This is a genomic window from Actinomadura chibensis NBRC 106107, from assembly GCF_001552135.1.
In the GTDB taxonomy this organism is placed as follows: Bacteria; Actinomycetota; Actinomycetes; order Streptosporangiales; family Streptosporangiaceae; genus Spirillospora; species Spirillospora chibensis.
Window position 1 is genome coordinate 27,352 of sequence record NZ_BCQP01000082.1, and the last position, 16,210, is coordinate 43,561.

Genomic DNA, 16,210 nt, shown 5'->3' on the forward strand with positions numbered 1-16,210 from the left:
CCTGGCGTCGCCTCCTGGAAACGGACGTCTCAGTCGTGGGACACACCGAGCTCGTTGTCGAGCACGTCGAACAGTTCGGCGTCGGACGCCGTGTCGAGATCGCCGCCCGCCGCCGGGCCGCCCGCCGCCGGGACGTCGCCGACCTTCCACAGCAGCGCCCGGAGCCGGTTGGCGATCCTCGTGCGGGCCGCGGCGTCCGGCGCGGCGTCGCGCAGGACGCCGTCGAGCCGGTCGATCTCGGTGATCAGCCGGTCGGCCGGGTCGGCGCCCGCCGGGACCAGCTCCGCCGCGAGGTGGTCGGCCAGCGCCGCCGAGCTCGGGAAGTCGAAGACGACCGTGACCGGGAGCTGGAGGCCGGTGGCGGCGTTGACCTGGTTCCGGAACCGGACGGCGGTGAGCGAGTCGAAGCCGAGGTCCTTGAACGCGCGGTCGGGGGCGATCGCGTCGGCGGACGCGTGCCCGAGGACGGTCGCCGCGTGCGACCGGACGAGGTCGAGCAGCAGCGGGCCGCGCTCCTCCTCCGGCAGCGCGGCGAGCCGCGCGGCCAGCGGCGGCCCGGACCGGTCGGCGCGCCGCGCCGGGGTCCGGACGAGCCCGCGCAGCACCGGCGGCAGCATCCCGTCGGCGGCCTGGTCCCGCAGCGCGGCCGGGTCGAGCCCCAGCGGGACGAGCAGCGGCGCCCCGCCCCGCAGCCCCCTGTCGAACAGCCCGAGGGCTTCCTCCGTGCCGAGCGGGACGATCCCGCTGCCGGAGAGCCGGGCGAGGTCCGCGTCGCCGAGCCCGCCGGTCATGCCGCTCGCCGTGGCCCACAGGCCCCAGGCGAGGGAGGCGGCGGGCCGCCCGGCGGCGTGCCGGTGCGCGGCGAGCGCGTCGAGGAACGCGTTGGCGGCGGCGTAGTTGGCCTGCCCCGGGTTCCCGAGGACGCCCGCCGCCGACGAGAACAGCACGAAGGCGTCCAGGTCGGGGAGCAGCTCGTGCAGGTTCCACGCCGCGTCGACCTTCGGCCGCAGCACCCGGTGGACCTGCTCGGGCGTCAGCGAGCCGACGGTCGCGTCGTCCAGGACGCCCGCGGTGTGGACGACCGCGCGCACCGGATGCTCGGCGAGCAGCGCGGCGAGCGCGTCGCGGTCGGCGGCGTCGCACGCGGCGACGGTGACGTCCACGCCGGCGGGCAGGTCGGCCAGCTCGTCCAGCCCCTCGGCGTCCGGGCCGCGGCGGCTGACCAGCAGCAGCCGCCGGACGCCGTGCTCGGCGACCAGCCGCCGGGCGACGAGGCGGCCGAGCGTGCCGGTGCCGCCGGTGATCAGGACGGCGCCGTCCGGGTCGAGGGCGGTCTCGCCGTCCGCGCCGGAGGCGGCCGGGACGAGGCGCGGCGCGTAGGCGACGCCGTCCCGCACCGCGAGCTGCGGTTCGCCCGTGGCGGCGGCCGCGGCGACGTCGGCCGGGTCGCCGTCCACGTCGATGATCTGGACGCGTCCCGGGTTCTCGGTCTGCGCCGAGCGGACGAGCCCCCAGACGGCGGCGGCCGGAAGGTCGCGGACGTCCTCGCCGGGACGGGCCGCGACCGCGCCGCGCGTGACGACGACCAGCGGCGAGTCGAGCGCCTGGAGCCGCGCGAGGACGTCCTCCACGGCGGTGTGCGCCCCGGCCGCCGGATCGTTGGCCTCGGTGTCGATGGTCAGCGTCTCGTACGGGACGTCGCCGGACGCCGCCGCCGGCGCGACCGGCTGCCATTCCACCCGGTACAGCGGGTCGCGGCCGCCGCGCAGCCGTCCCGTGTCGAGCGGCGCCAGCTCGACGGACGCGGCGGCGACCGGCGCGCCCGCGTCGTCGGCCACGGTGACCTCCACCGCGTCCGGCCCGGGGACGAGCCGGGCCCGCAGCCGGGACGCGCCCGGCGCCGCGAGCGCGAGCCGCGTCCACCGCGACGGCGCCCGGATCCCGCCGTCGTCGCCGAGCAGCACCGGCTGGAGGACCGCGTCGAGCAGCGCCGGGTGGAGGCCGTACCCGGCGACGTCGGTGCCGTCCGGCAGGTCGAGCTCCGCGAAGACCTCGCCGTCGTGCCGCCAGGCGGCCCGGACCCCCTGGAAGACCGGCCCGTGGGCGAGGCCCGCCCGGAGCATCCGCCCGTACAGGCCGTCGACGTCGACGGGCTCCGCGCCCTGCGGCGGCCACTCCGCCAAGCCGTCCTCGACGGGCCGCCCGGAGCCGAGCGTGCCGCTGGCGTGCTCGACCCATTCGGCGGCCAGGCCCTCGTCGTCCGGCCTGGCGTAGACGGCGACGGCGCCGTCCCGGACGGTGACGTTCAGCCGGACGCCGCCGCGCTCGGGCAGCACCAGCGGCGCGTGCACGGTCAGCTCCTCGACGCCGCCGAAACCGGTGTGCGCGGCGGCGTGCAGGGCCAGTTCGGCGAACACCGAGCCCGGCAGGACGGCGGCGTCCCGCACGGTGTGCTCGCCCGCCCACCCGAGCGCGTCGGCGGAGACGCGGCCGCTGAACACGTGCCCGCCGGTCGGCAGGTCCGCGACCGCGCCGAGCAGCGGATGCCCGGCGGGCTCCAGCCCGAGCCCGGCCGCGTCGCGCGCGGCGGCCGAGCCGTCCAGCCAGTACGAGCGGTGCTGGAAGGCGTAGGTCGGCAGCGGGACGCGCCGCGCCGCCGTCCCCGCGTGCCAGGCCGCCCAGTCGACGTCCGCGCCGCCCGTGTGCGCGTGCGCGAGCGACGCGAGGAACCGGCGCGGCCCGCCGTCGTCGCGGCGCAGCGACTCGACGACCACGCCGTCGTCGCCGAGCGTCTCGGCCGTCGCGCCGGTGAGGATCGGATGCGGGCTCGTCTCGACGTACAGGCGGTGCCCGTCGGCGTGCAGCGCCTGCACGGCCCGCTGGTACTGGACGGTCCCGCGCAGGTTGTCGTACCAGTAGTCGGTGCCGAGCGCGGCCGTGTCGTCCAGCCGCCCGCCGGTCAGCGACGAGTAGAACGCGATCTCGGCGGTGCGCGGCGCGATCCCGGCCAGCCGGTCGAGGATCTCGGCGCGGATCTCCTCCATCTGGTGCGAGTGGGACGCGTAGTCGACCGGGATCGCCTTCGCGCGGACGCCCTCGTCCCGGTAGGACTCCACGAGGTCGAGCACGGCGTCCCGGTCGCCGGACACCACGGTCGCGGACGGCCCGTTGACGGCGGCGACGCTGACCCGCCCGTTCAGCCGCTTCTCCACGTCCCGCGACGGCAGCGGGACCGACGCCATCGTGCCGCGCCCGTCCCGCCCGGCGAGCCCGGCGATCGCCCGGCTGCGCAGCGCGGCGACGGCGGCGGCGTCGTCCAGCGACAGCGCCCCGCACACGTACGCGGCGGCGATCTCGCCCTGCGAGTGCCCGGCGACGGCGTCCGGCCGGACGCCGAGCGACTCCCACAGCCGGGCCAGCGACGTCATCAGCGCGAACAGCGCGGGCTGCACGACGTCGACGCGGTCGAGCGTGGGCGCGCCGGGCGCCTGCCGCAGGACGTCGTGCAGCGACCAGTCCACGTGCGGGGCGAGCGCGTCCGCGCACGCGTCCACGTGCTCGCGGAACACGGCGGACTCCGCCATCAGCTCCACGCCCATGCCCGCCCACTGCGCGCCCTGGCCGGGGAAGACGAACGCGACCCTGCCGCCCGCGCCGCTCCGCGGCTCGCGCACCAGCTCGGCGGCGGGCTCGTTCCGGATCAGCGCGGCGAGGCCGCGTTCCAGCGCGTCCCGGTCGTCGCCGACGACGGCGGCGCGGTGCTCGAAGTGCGTCCGCGCGGTGGCGAGGGTGAGGCCGACGTCCGCCGGGTCGAGGCCGGGGTCGTCGCGGAGGCGGGCGCTCAGCCGCTCGGCCTGGGCGCGCAGCGCCGTCTCGTCCCGGCCGGACACGAGCCACACGGTCGGCCGCGCCGGTCCGGGCTCCGCCGGTGCCGCCGCGTCCGGCGCCTGTTCGAGGACGATGTGCGCGTTCGTCCCGCTGATCCCGAACGACGACACCGCCGCGCGGCGGGGACGGTCGCCCTCCACCGGCCACGGGGTCGTCTCGGTGAGCAGGCTGACCGCGCCGGACGTCCAGTCGACGTGCGGGGTCGGCTCGTCCACGTGCAGCGTCTTCGGCAGGACGCCGTGCCGCATCGCCTCGACCATCTTGATGACCCCGGCGATGCCCGCGGCGGCCTGCGTGTGGCCGATGTTCGACTTGATCGACCCGAGCAGCAGCGGCCGGTCGGAGGGACGCTCCCGCCCGTAGGTGGCGAGGAGGGCCTGCGCCTCGATGGGGTCGCCGAGGGTCGTCCCGGTGCCGTGGGCCTCGACGGCGTCGACGTCCTTCGGTGCGAGTCCGGCGTTGGCGAGCGCGGCGCGGATCACCCGCTGCTGCGACGGGCCGTTCGGCGCGGTGAGGCCGTTGCTCGCGCCGTCCTGGTTCACCGCCGAGCCGCGGATCACCGCGAGCACCGGGTGCCCGTTGCGGCGCGCGTTCGACAGCCGCTCCAGCAGGACGAGCCCCGCGCCCTCGCCCCACGCGACGCCGTCGGCGGCCGCGGCGAACGACTTGCTGCGCCCGTCCGGGGCGAGCCCGCGCTGGCGGCTGAACTCCACGAACGTCGTCGGCGTCGCCATGACGGTCACGCCGCCCGCCATCGCCAGCTCGCAGTCGCCGTCGCGCAGCGACTGGCAGGCCAGGTGGATGGCGAGCAGGGACGACGAGCACGCCGTGTCCACCGACACCGCCGGGCCTTCGAGCCCCAGCGTGTACGCGACCCGGCCGGACGCGACGCTGTAGGAGCTGCCCGTCCCGACGTAGCCCTCGAAGCCGTCCGGGACGCGGCCGTAGAGCCGCGCGCCGTAGTCCCCGTACATGATCCCGGTGAAGACGCCGGTCCGGCTGCCGCGCAGCGCGCCGGGGACGATGCCCGCGCCCTCCAGCGCCTCCCACGCGACCTCCAGCAGGAGCCGCTGCTGCGGGTCGATCGTCATCGCCTCGCGCGGGCTGATGCCGAAGAAGTCGGCGTCGAACCGGTCGGCCGGGTGCAGGAACCCGCCCTCGCGGACGTAGCTCCTGCCCTGCCGCTCCGGGTCGGGGTCGAACAGCGCGTCGAGGTCCCAGCCGCGTCCGGTGGGGAACTCCGAGATCGCGTCCACGCCGTCCGCGACGAGCCGCCACAGCCCGGCCGGGGACGCGACCCCGCCGGGGAAGCGGCACGCCGTCCCGACGATCGCGACCGGCTCGGCCGCCTCCTCGGCGAGCCGCCGCCGCTCCGCCTTCAGGTGCTCGTTCTCCAGCAGCGCCGCGCGCAGCGCCGCCACGACCTTGCCGTCGGGGGACGTGCTCATCGCCAGCTCCGTGTTCTGTGCGCCGTCGTCGTCATGTGTCGGTGCTCGTGGTGCGTGGTCATCCGGTCCGTGGTCATTCGGTGTCGCCGAGGGCCAGGCGGACGAGGTCGTCCACGTCCGCGGTGCGGATCGCGTCCGTCCCGTCGCCGCCCGTCCCGGCGGGTTCGCCGTCGTCGCCGGAGGCGAGCCGCAGCAGGGCGCCCATCAGGCCGGACTCGCGCAGCTTCGGGAGCGGGATGGCGGCGAGGGTCCGGCGGATCTCGGCCTCCTCGGCGTCCTCGGGGGTGGCGGCGGCGACGCCCAGCTCCGCGCGGAGGTGGTGGGCGCTCGCCAGCGGGTTCGGGTAGTCGAAGAGGAGCGTCGCGGGCAGCCGCAGGCCGGTCGCCGCGTTCAGCCGGTTGCGGAGTTCGAGGGCGCCGAGCGAGTCGAGCCCCATGTCGAGGAACTTGCGCTCGGCCGGGATCGTCTCGCCCTCCGGGCGTCCCTGGACGGCGGCGAGCGCCGTCCTGACGACGTCCACCAGCACCCGGATCTGCTCCGGCTCGCTCTTGCCGGACAGGCGGCGGCGCAGCTCCGTCCCCGCCGTCCCCGACCCGTTCGCGGACGCCCGCGACGGCGGCGCCGGGACCAGCCCGCCTAGCACCGCGGGCAGCATCCCGGACGCGGCGTGCGAGCGCAGCGTCCCGAGGTCGAGCCGCACCGGGACGAGCAGCGGCCGATCCCCGCCGAGCGCCACGTCGAACAGCGCGAGCGCGTCGTCCGCGCCGAGCGGGACGACGCCCGTCCCCGACAGCCGGGCGAGGTCGGCCGCGCTGAGGTCGCCGGTGATGCCGCTGGCCGTGTTCCACAGGCCCCAGGCGAGCGAGGTCGTCCGCAGCCCGGCGCGGGTGCGGTGGTGGGCGAGGGCGTCCAGGTAGGTGTTCGCGGCGGCGTAGTTCGCCTGTCCCGGGTTCCCGAGGGTGGCGGCGGCCGACGAGAACAGGATGAGGTGGTCGGGCTGGTGGGGGTGGTCGTGCAGGTTCCGGACCGTGTCGACCTTGGGCCGCAGGACGGCGTGGAGCTGGTGCGGGGTGAGGTTGTCGACGGTCGCGTCGTCGATGATCCCGGCGGCGTGGACGACGGTCGCCGGGGTGTGCTCGGCGAGCAGCCGGCCGAACGCCTCCGGGTCGGTGGTGTCGCAGGCGGCGACGGTGACGTCGGCGTCGAGGCCGTCGAGCGCCGCCGCCGTGCCGGCGTTCCCGCCCCGCCTGCTGACCAGCACGAGGCGGCGGGCGCCGTGGTTCGTGACGAGGTGCCGGGCGATCAGGATCCCGAGGGTGCCGGTGCCGCCGGTGATGAGGACCGTCCCGTCCGGGTCGAACGGGGCCTCCGGCTCGGCGGGCGGCCTGGCCCGGACGAGCCTCGGCGCGAACGCCGCGCCGTCGCGGAGCGCGAGCTGCGGCTCGTCCGTCGCCACGGCGGCGGGGAGCGCGTCGGCGCCGCCCGCCCCGACGCCCACGTCGACGAGCTGGATCCGGCCCGGGTTCTCGGTCTGCGCGGAGCGGACCAGGCCCCAGGCGGTGGCGGCGGGCAGGTCGCTGACGTCCTCGTCCGGGCGGACGGCGACCGCGCCCCGGGTGACGACGACGAGCCGGGCGTCGGAGGAGCGCTCGTCCTTCAGCCACCGCTGGATCTCGGCGAGGACGTTCTCGGCGACGGAATGGGCCGCCGCGACCGGGTCCTCCTCGTCGGTGGCGACGGTGAGGGTCGTGTACTCGGTGCCGGGCGTCGCGGCGGCGAGGGGGAGGGGCGTCCAGTCGAGGCCGAACAGGGAGTCCCGGCCGGTGCGGGCCGCCGCGAGCTGCTCGCCGCTGACCTCGCGCAGCGCCAGCGCCCGCACGGCGCCGACCGGTCGGCCCGTCCCGTCCGCGAGGTCGAGCCTCACCTCGTCGGGACGGTCGAACCCGAGCCGCACCCGCAGGCTCTTCGCGCCGGTGGCGCTCAGCGTGACGCCGCTCCAGGAGAACGGGAGGCGGACCGGGCCGTCCCCTTGCCGCGCGGCGAGGGTGTGCAGCGCGGCGTCGAGCAGCGCGGGGTGGAGGCCGTAGGCGGTCGGGTCGCCTCCGGTGGTCTCGGGGAGTTCCGCTTCGGCGTAGATGTGGCCGTCGCCGTCCTGCCAGGCCGCTTTCAGACCGTGGAACGCCGGACCGTAGGTGAGCCCCTGCGCGGCGAGTTTCGCGTGGAGGCCGTCGATGTCGATCGGGGCGGCATCGGCGGGCGGCCAGGCGGTCTCCGGGCTTTCGGGAACCGCTCCGGTGGCGGTGACCGTGCCGGTGGCGTTGTGCGTCCAGTCGGTGGCGGCGGAGCGCGAATGAATGGTGACGGTTCTCCGGCCGTCGTTGTCGGGCGGCGTCAGCGAAAGGCGGAGCTGGACGGGGTCGTCGGCGGTGACCGCGAGCGGCGCGTGGAGCGTCAGTTCGTCCACCGTGTCGTCGCCGGTCTGCCGCGCGGCGTGCAGCGCCAGTTCGAGGAACGCCGTTCCGGGGAGGAGGACCGTGCCCTGGACGGCGTGGTCCGCCAGCCAGGGATGGGAGTCGAGCGATATCCGGCCGGTGAGCAGGTGCCCGCCGTCCGGGAGTTCGGCGGCGGCCCCGACGAACGGGTGCTCGGACGTGTCGAGACCGGCGGCGGTCAGGTCCATTCCCGTGGCCGGGCTGTCGAGCCAGTACCGCCGTTCCTCGAACGGGTAGGTGGGGAGGTCGGCGTGCCGTCCGGCCGGGATGATCGTCGTCCAGTCGACCGGGACTCCGGTGTTGTGGGCCCGGACGATTTCGCCGATCAGCGTCGAGGTCTGCGGCTGTTTCGGGTTCTGCAGGGCGATGGTCGTGTTCGTGGTCGTCTCACCGGTCAGGGTGGTGAGCGTGGTGTCGGGGCCTATTTCGATGTAGGTGGTGACGCCCTGCTCATCCAGGTATTGGACGGCCTTGTGGTAATCGACCGTGCCGAGGAGGTGTTCGGCCCAGTATTCGGGGGTGTGCTCGGCGGGTTGTCCGGTGAGATTGGAGATCACCGGAATGGACGCCGGGTTGTGGGTGATGGCGCGGGCCGCTTCGGTCAGCGGCTCGACGGCGTCGTTCATGAGGGAGGAGTGGAAGGCGCGGTTGGTGGTGAGCAGGCGGGTGCGCCGTCCTTGGTCCTTCCAGTGCTGGGCGATTTCCTCTACGGCGTCACGCGGGCCCGAGATGACCGTGCTGTGCGCCGTGTTGACGGCGGCGATGCTGACGCCGTCGCTGAGGTTGATTTCGTCGGGGGCGGCGTTGATGGCGGCCATGGCCCCGGCGGGGGTGTCGTGCATGGCGCGGGCGCGTGCGGTGACCAGCGCGGACGCGTCCGCGAGGGAGAGCGTCCCGGAGATGTGGGCGGCGGTGATTTCGCCCAGTGAATGCCCGACCAGGTAATGGGGTGTGATTCCCCAGTCTGCGAGGAGGGCGTGGAGTGCCGTCTGGTAGGCGAACAGGGCGGGCTGAGTGTAAAGGGTTTGGTTCAGTTCCTCGGGGTCGTCGGCGAACATGATCTGCTTGAGTCGCGGATCGAGGTGTTCGCAGGCGGCGTCGAGCGCTTCGGCGAAGACGGGGAACGTCTCGTACAGTTCCCGGCCCATTCCCGCGTGCTGCGAACCCTGGCCCGAGTACAGGAACGCGACTTTCCCGGGGTTGGCGGTGACCGGCTCCAGGTCGTCGTCCAGCTTTCGGACGAGTTCGTCGACGGTGCTCGCGACCACGCCCGCACGCTGCGGGAAATGGGCGCGTCCCGTCGCCAGGGTCCGGGCGATGTCGGGGAGTCCGACCGAGGGGTTCGCGGTGGCGAAACCGCGGAGCCTCGCCGCCTGCTCCCGCAGCGCGGATTCCGTCTTGGCCGAAAGGAGCACCGGCAGCGGATGGGCGGGCTGCTCGGCCTGTCCGGCGTCCGTGGTGCCGGGGGGCTGTTCGAGGATGATGTGCGCGTTGGTGCCGCTGATCCCGAATGACGAGACCGCCGAGCGCCGGGGACGGTCGCTCTCCGGCCAGTCGATCTGCTCGGTGAGGAGGCTGACCGCGCCGCTTTCCCAGTCGACGTGCGGTGAAGGCTCGTCCACGTGCAGGGTCTTCGGCAGGACGCCGTGGCGCATCGCCTCGACCATTTTGATGATTCCGGCGACGCCCGCGGCGGCCTGGGTGTGGCCGATGTTCGACTTGATCGAGCCGAGCCGCAGCGGCCGATCGGAAGGCCGTTCCTGCCCATAAGTGGCGAGCAATGCCTGCGCCTCGATCGGGTCGCCGAGGGTGGTCCCGGTGCCGTGGGCCTCGACCGCGTCGATGTCGTCCGGCGTAAGCCCGGAATTGGCGAGCGCGGCGCGGATCACCCGCTGCTGCGACGGCCCGTTCGGCGCCGTCAGGCCATTGCTCGCGCCATCCTGGTTGATGGCGGAGCCGCGCACGACGGCGAGGATCGGGTGGCCGTTCGCCCGCGCGTCCGACAGCCGTTCCACCAGCAGCATTCCGGCGCCCTCGCCCCACGCGACGCCGTCGGCGGCGGCGGCGAACGACTTGCACCGTCCGTCCGGCGAAAGGCCGCGCTGGCGGCTGAATTCCACGAACGTGCTCGGCGTGGCCATCACCGTGGAGCCTCCGGCGAGCGCCAGGTCGCATTCGCCGTTGCGCAGCGCCTGCGCCGCCAGGTGCAGGGCGACCAGCGACGACGAGCACGCCGTGTCCACCGTGACGGCCGGGCCCTCGAAGCCGAACGTGTAGGAGACGCGCCCGGACGCGACGCTCCCGGAGCTGCCGGTGCCGACGTACCCCTCGACGTCCTTCGGGATCTGCCGGGCCAGGCGGCCCCCGTAGTCGCTGTACATGATCCCGGTGAAGACGCCGGTCCGGCTGCCGCGCAGCCCGCCGGGGTCCAGGCCCGCCCGTTCGAGCGCCTCCCAGGTCGTCTCCAGCAGGAGCCGCTGCTGCGGGTCGATCGCGAGCGCCTCGCGCGGGGTGATCCCGAAGAACGCCGGGTCGAAGTGGTCGGCGTCGTGCAGGAACCCGCCGTGCCTGGTGTAGCTCTTGCCAGGACGTTCCGGGTCCGGGTCGTAGAGCGCGGCGACGTCCCAGCCGCGCCCGGTCGGGAACGGCGACACGGCGTCCGTCCCCGACGTGACGAGGTCCCAGAGGTCGCCCGGGCCGCGCACGCCGCCGGGGTAGCGGCACGCCATCCCGACGATCGCGATCGGCTCGTCGACGGCCACGCGCCGCGCCGCGGGCGCGGTCGCCGTCTCAGGACGCGTCTGGAGGAGGCGCTCGCCGAGCAGGTCCGCGAGCGCGGCGGGCGTCGGATAGTCGAAGACGAGCGTGGCGGGCAGCGCGAGCCCGCTTGTCCGCTTGAGCCGGTTGCGCAGCTCGACGGCGGTGAGCGAGTCGAACCCGAGCTCCTGGAACGGCCGGTCCGGCTCGACCGCCTGGACCGACCTGTGCCCGAGCGCCGTCGCGACCTCCGACCTGACCAGGTCGAGGAGCGCGGCGCGCCGGTCCTCCGCGCCGAGCCGCGCGAGCCGCTGGACGAGCGCGGCCGACCCGCGTCCCGGCCGCCGGGCCCCGGTGCGGACGAGACCGCGCAGCACCGCGGGCAGCGCGTCGCCGAGGCCGCCGAGCGCGGCCGGTTCGAGCCGGACGGGCGCGAGCACGGCGTCGTCCAGCGACCGGGCGAGGTCGAAGAGCGCGAGCCCCTGCTCGGAGCCGATCGGGGTGATCCCGTCGCGGGACATCCGCGCCGCCGTGTCCGCGTCGGCCCCGGCGGCCATGCCGTCGGACGCCCACGGCCCCCAGGCGAGCGACGTCGCGGGCTGTCCGGCGGCGCGGCGGCGGCGCGCGAGCGCGTCGAGGAACGCGTTGGCGGCGGCGTAGTTGGCCTGCCCGGGGCTGCCGAGCGTGCCCGCCACGGACGAGAACAGGATGAACGCGTCCAGGTCGCCGGTGAGGTCGTGCAGGTTCCAGGCGGCGTCCGCCTTCGGGCGCAGCACCGCGTCGAGCCGGTCGGCGGTCAGGCCGGTGACGGTCGCGTCGGCCAGGATCCCGGCCGTGTGGACGACGGCCGTGACGGGATGCTCGGCGAGCAGGTCCGCGAGCGCCCGCCGGTCGGACACGTCGCACGCCGCGATCGTGACGTCCGCGCCGTGCGCGGTCAGCTCCGCCTCCAGCTCCGCCGCGCCCGGCGCGTCGGGTCCGCGGCGGCTGACGAGCAGCAGCCGCCGCACGCCGTGGTCGGCGGCGAGGTGGCCGGCGACCAGCCCGCCGAGCGCGCCGGTCCCGCCGGTGATCAGGACCGTGCCGTCCGGGTCGAACGCCGGGACGGCCGGTGGGGTGTCCGTCGCCGCCCGGGTGAGGCGGGGGACGTGCGTCCCGCCGTCGCGGACGGCGAGCTGCGGCTCGTCCGTCGCGACGGCCGCCGCGACCGCCGCGCGGGTGGCGTCCGCGTCGAGGTCGAGCAGGACGACGCGGTCGGGGTTCTCCGCCTGCGCCGACCGGACCAGCCCCCACACCGCCGCCGTGGCGGGGTCGGGGTCGTCCATGACCGAGCCGTGGGTGACGACCGCGAGGCGGACGTCGCTGAGCCGCTCGTCCGGAAGGAAGTCCTGGAGGAGGGCAAGGACGTCCCTGGTGAGGGTGTGCGCGCGGGCGGCCGGGTCGGCGCCGTCGTCCGGCGCGCAGCGGACGAAGAGCAGGCCGGGCGCCGCCGCGCCGGACTCGATCGCGTCCCGGAGCGCGGCGAGGTCCGGGTAGGCGGGTTCGTCGTCGGCCAGGAATCCGGCCGGGTCGCCCAGGGCCGCCCAGCCGCTCGGGTCTTCGGGCGTGACGGTCTTCGGCGTCCACTCGATCCGGTAGATGGACGGCGGCGCCGCCTTGACGAGCTGCTCCGTCCGGACGGGACGCGTGGCCAGCGCCCCGACCGTCGCGACCGGCGTCCCCGCGGAGTCGGCGAGCTGGAGGGCGAGCGTCTCGGCGGACGTCTGGGTGAGCCTGGCCCGCAGGGTCCCCGTCCCGGTGCCGCCGAACGTGACGCCGCTCCAGGAGAACGGCAGCCGGATCGCGTTCGGATCGCCGGTCTCGCCGGAGAGGAGGGTCGAGTGCAGGACGGCGTCGAGGAGGGCGGGGTGCAGGTGGAATCCGGCGCCGGGCTCCTCGGGGAGTTCCGCCTCCGCGTAGATGTCGCCGCCGTCCTGCCAGGCGGCCTTGAGGCCCTGGAACAGGGGGCCGTAGACGTAGCCGCGCCCGGCCAGCCGGTCGTAGAGGTCCGTGATGTCGACCGGGGCGGCGCCGGGCGGCGGCCAGGCCGCCAGGTCCGCGTGGACGGGGTTCCCCGTCGCCGTGACGCCGCCGGTGGCGCAGATCGTCCATTCCCGCTTGTCGGCGGAATCGCCGTAGGCGCGGGCCCGGACGGTGATCGCCCGGTCGTCGTCGACGATGACCTGGAGCTGCGCCGCCTCACCGGCCGCCAGGATCACGGGCGCGTGCAGGGTCAGTTCGTCGACCGTGTCGCACCCGACATGGCTCGCGGCGTGCAGCGCGAGTTCGAGGTAGAGCGTGGCGGGCAGCAGTACGGCGCCGTGGATCGCGTGGTCGGCGAGCCAAGGGTGGGAGTCGAGCGAGACCCGCCCGCTGAAGAGGAATCCGCCTTCGCCCGGCAGATCCGTGACGGCCGTGAGGAACGGATGGTCGGTGCTCTGCAGGCCGTGGCTCGTGGCCCCGGAGACGGCGAGGCTCTTGGTGGTCCAGTAGCGGTCGTGCTGGAACGGATAGGTCGGCAGTTCGACCTGCCGCCCGGCGGGAATGACCTTCGGCCAGTCGACGGAGACACCGGCGCTGTGCGCGTCGGCGACCCCGGTGAGCAGCGCCGTGCTCTGCGGCTGTTTCGGATTCTGCAGGACGATGGTCGCGCCGGAGGCGGTGTCGGCGGTGAGGGCGGCGAGGGTGGCGTCCGGCCCGATCTCGACGAAGGCGGTGACGCCGTTCCGGTCGAGGTATTGGACGGCCTTGTGGTAGTTGACCGTGCCGAGAAGGTGTTCGGCCCAGTATTCGGGCGTGTGCTCGGCGGGCTCCCCGGTGAGGTTGGAGATCACCGGGATCGCGGCCGGGTTGTGGACGAGGCCGCGGGCCGCCTCGGTCAGCGGCTCGACGGCCTGGTCCATGAGCGACGAGTGGAAGGCGCGGTTGGTGGTGAGTAGACGGGTGCGCCGTCCTTGGTCTTTCCAGTGCTGGGCGATTTCCTCTACGGCGTCGCGTGGGCCCGAGATGACGGTGCTTTGTGCCGCGTTGACGGCGGCGATGCTGACGCCCTCGCTGAGGGTGATTTCGTCCGGGGTGGCGTTGATGGCGGCCATGGCCCCGGTCGGGGTGTCGTGCATGGCCCGGGCACGTGCCGTGACCAGCGCGGACGCGTCCGCGAGGGAGAGCGTCCCGGAAGTGTGGGCGGCGGTGATTTCGCCCAGTGAATGCCCGACCAGGAAGTGGGGCGTGATTCCCCAGTCGGCCAGCAGCGCGTGCAATGCCGTCTGGTAGGCGAACAGGGCGGGCTGGGTGTAAAGGGTCTGGTTCAGTTCCTCGGGGTCGTCGGCGAACATGATCTGCTTGAGTCGCGGATCGAGGTGTTCGCAGGCGGCGTCGAGCGCCTCGGCGAATACCGGGAACGTCTCGTACAGTTCCCGGCCCATTCCCGCGCGCTGCGCGCCCTGCCCCGAGTAAAGGAACGCGACCTTGCCCGGACGGCTGACGACCGGTTGGAGGTCGTCCAGTCCCCGGACGAGTTCCGCGGCGCTTCCGGCGACGATCCCGGCGCGGTGGGCGAAATGGCTGCGTCCGTTCGCGAGCGTGTGGGCGATGTCCGCGACGTCGGCCGCCGGGTCGGAGGCGACGAATTCGCGCAGTCGCGCGGCCTGCTCGTACAGCGCGCTTTCCGTCTTGGCCGAGAGCAGCACCGGCAGCGGATACCGGGGCCGTTCCGGCTCGGGGACGTCCGCCCGAGGCGCCTCTTCGAGAATGACGTGCGCGTTCGTGCCGCTGATCCCGAACGATGAGACCCCGGCGCGGTGCGGATGGCCGTAGTCGGGCCATTCGATCGCCTCGGTGAGCAGGCTGACGGCCCCGGACTCCCAGTCGACGTGCGGTGAGGGGGCGTCGATGTGCAGGCTCTTCGGCAGGATTCCGTGCCGCATCGCCTGCACCATCTTGATGACCCCGGCGACGCCCGCCGCGGCCTGCGTGTGCCCCATGTTCGATTTGATCGAGCCGAGCCGGAGCGGCTGGTCGGCCGTCCGCGCCTGCCCGTAGGTGGCGAGGAGCGCCTGCGCCTCGATCGGGTCGCCCAGCGTCGTCCCGGTGCCGTGGGCCTCGACGGCGTCGACCTGGTCGGCGGTGAGTCCGGCGTTGGCGAGCGCGGCGCGGATCACCCGCTGCTGCGACGGGCCGTTCGGCGCGGTGAGGCCGTTGCTCGCGCCGTCCTGGTTGATCGCCGTGCCCCGCACCACGGCCAGCACCGGATGCCCGTTGGCCTTCGCGTCCGACAGCCGTTCCAGCAGGAGCATCCCGGCGCCCTCGCCCCACGCCACGCCGTCGGCGGACGCGGCGAACGACTTGCTGCGCCCGTCCGGGGCGAGCCCGCGCTGGCGGCTGAACTCCACGAACATGCCCGGCGAGGCCATGATCGTGGAGCCTCCGGCGAGCGCCAGCCCGCATTCGCCGTTGCGCAGCGATTGAACGGCCAGGTGCAGCGCGACCAGCGACGACGAGCACGCCGTGTCGACGCTGACCGCCGGGCCCTCCAGCCCGAAGGTGTAGGCGATCCGGCCGGACGCGACGCTCGCCGTGTTGCCGGTCAGCAGGTAGCCGCCGAGCTCCTCCGGCCCGTGGTGCTGGAGGGACAGGTACTCGGCGGTCGCCACCCCGGCGAACACGCCCGTCGCGCTGCCGCGCACGGTCGCGGGGTCGATGCCCGCCCGCTCGAACGCCTCCCACGCGGTCTCCAGCATGAGCCGCTGCTGCGGGTCCATCGCGAGGGCCTCGCGGGGGCTGATGCCGAAGAAGTCCGCGTCGAACCGGTCGACGCCGTCGAAGAAGCCGCCCTGCGTCGTGTAGGTGCGGCCGGGGGTGCCGGGGGTCGGGTCGTAGAGGGCGGCCTTGTCCCAGCCCCGGTCGTCCGGGAACTGGGTCACGGCGTCGATGCCCTCGGCGACCAGCCGCCACAGGCCCTCGGGATCGCGGACGTCGCCGGGGAAGCGGCAGCCCATCCCGACGATCGCGATCGGCTCGTCGGTCGCCTGGACGATCGCCGACGCGACCGGCGCCGCCGTCTCCGCCGACTCGGCCGACAGCTCGCCCGCGAGATGGGCGGCCAGCGCCTCGGGCGTCGGATAGTCGAACAGCGTCGCGGCGGGCAGCCGCAGCCCCGTGCTCCGGCTGAGGTGGTTGCGCAGGTCGACGGCGGTGAGCGAGTCGAACCCGAGCGACTGGAACGGGCGCGTCGGCTCGACGGCCTCGGCCGTCGCGTGCCCGAGCACCGCCGCGGCCTCCTCCCGCACCAGGTCGAGCAGGACGGTCTCAAGCTCGGCGCGGCTCTTCCCCGCGAGCTTCGAGGCGCCCGGCCGGGCCGCCGACGACGGCCGCGCCCGCCGCCCCGGCGACCGCACCAGCCGCGCCGGGACCAGCGCCGCCGCGTCCGCGCCGACCGCGAGGTCGAACAGCGCGAGCCCCTGCTCGGCCGACAGCGGCGCGACACCGCTGCGGGCCAGCCGCGCCGCGTCCGCCTCGGTCAGCTCACCGGCCATCCCGGTCATCGCCCAGGGCCCCCACGCGAGGGACACGGCGGGCTGACCCTGC

The 16,210-nt window shown here is 74.9% G+C and carries 1 protein-coding gene and 1 pseudogene; both read right to left on the reverse strand.

Features of this window, described 5'->3' with window-relative positions; all coding sequences use genetic code 11:
- Nucleotides 1-29: 29 nt before the first annotated feature.
- Nucleotides 30-5,336, reverse strand: a pseudogene (locus ACH01S_RS38475) (type I polyketide synthase); the annotation flags it as partial.
- A 73-nt stretch (nt 5,337-5,409) separates the two neighbouring features.
- Nucleotides 5,410-16,194: a type I polyketide synthase gene (locus ACH01S_RS38480; RefSeq protein WP_067904344.1), complete on the reverse strand. Its 10,785-nt coding sequence runs from the start codon at nt 16,192-16,194 to the stop codon at nt 5,410-5,412.
- Nucleotides 16,195-16,210: the final 16 nt, after the last annotated feature.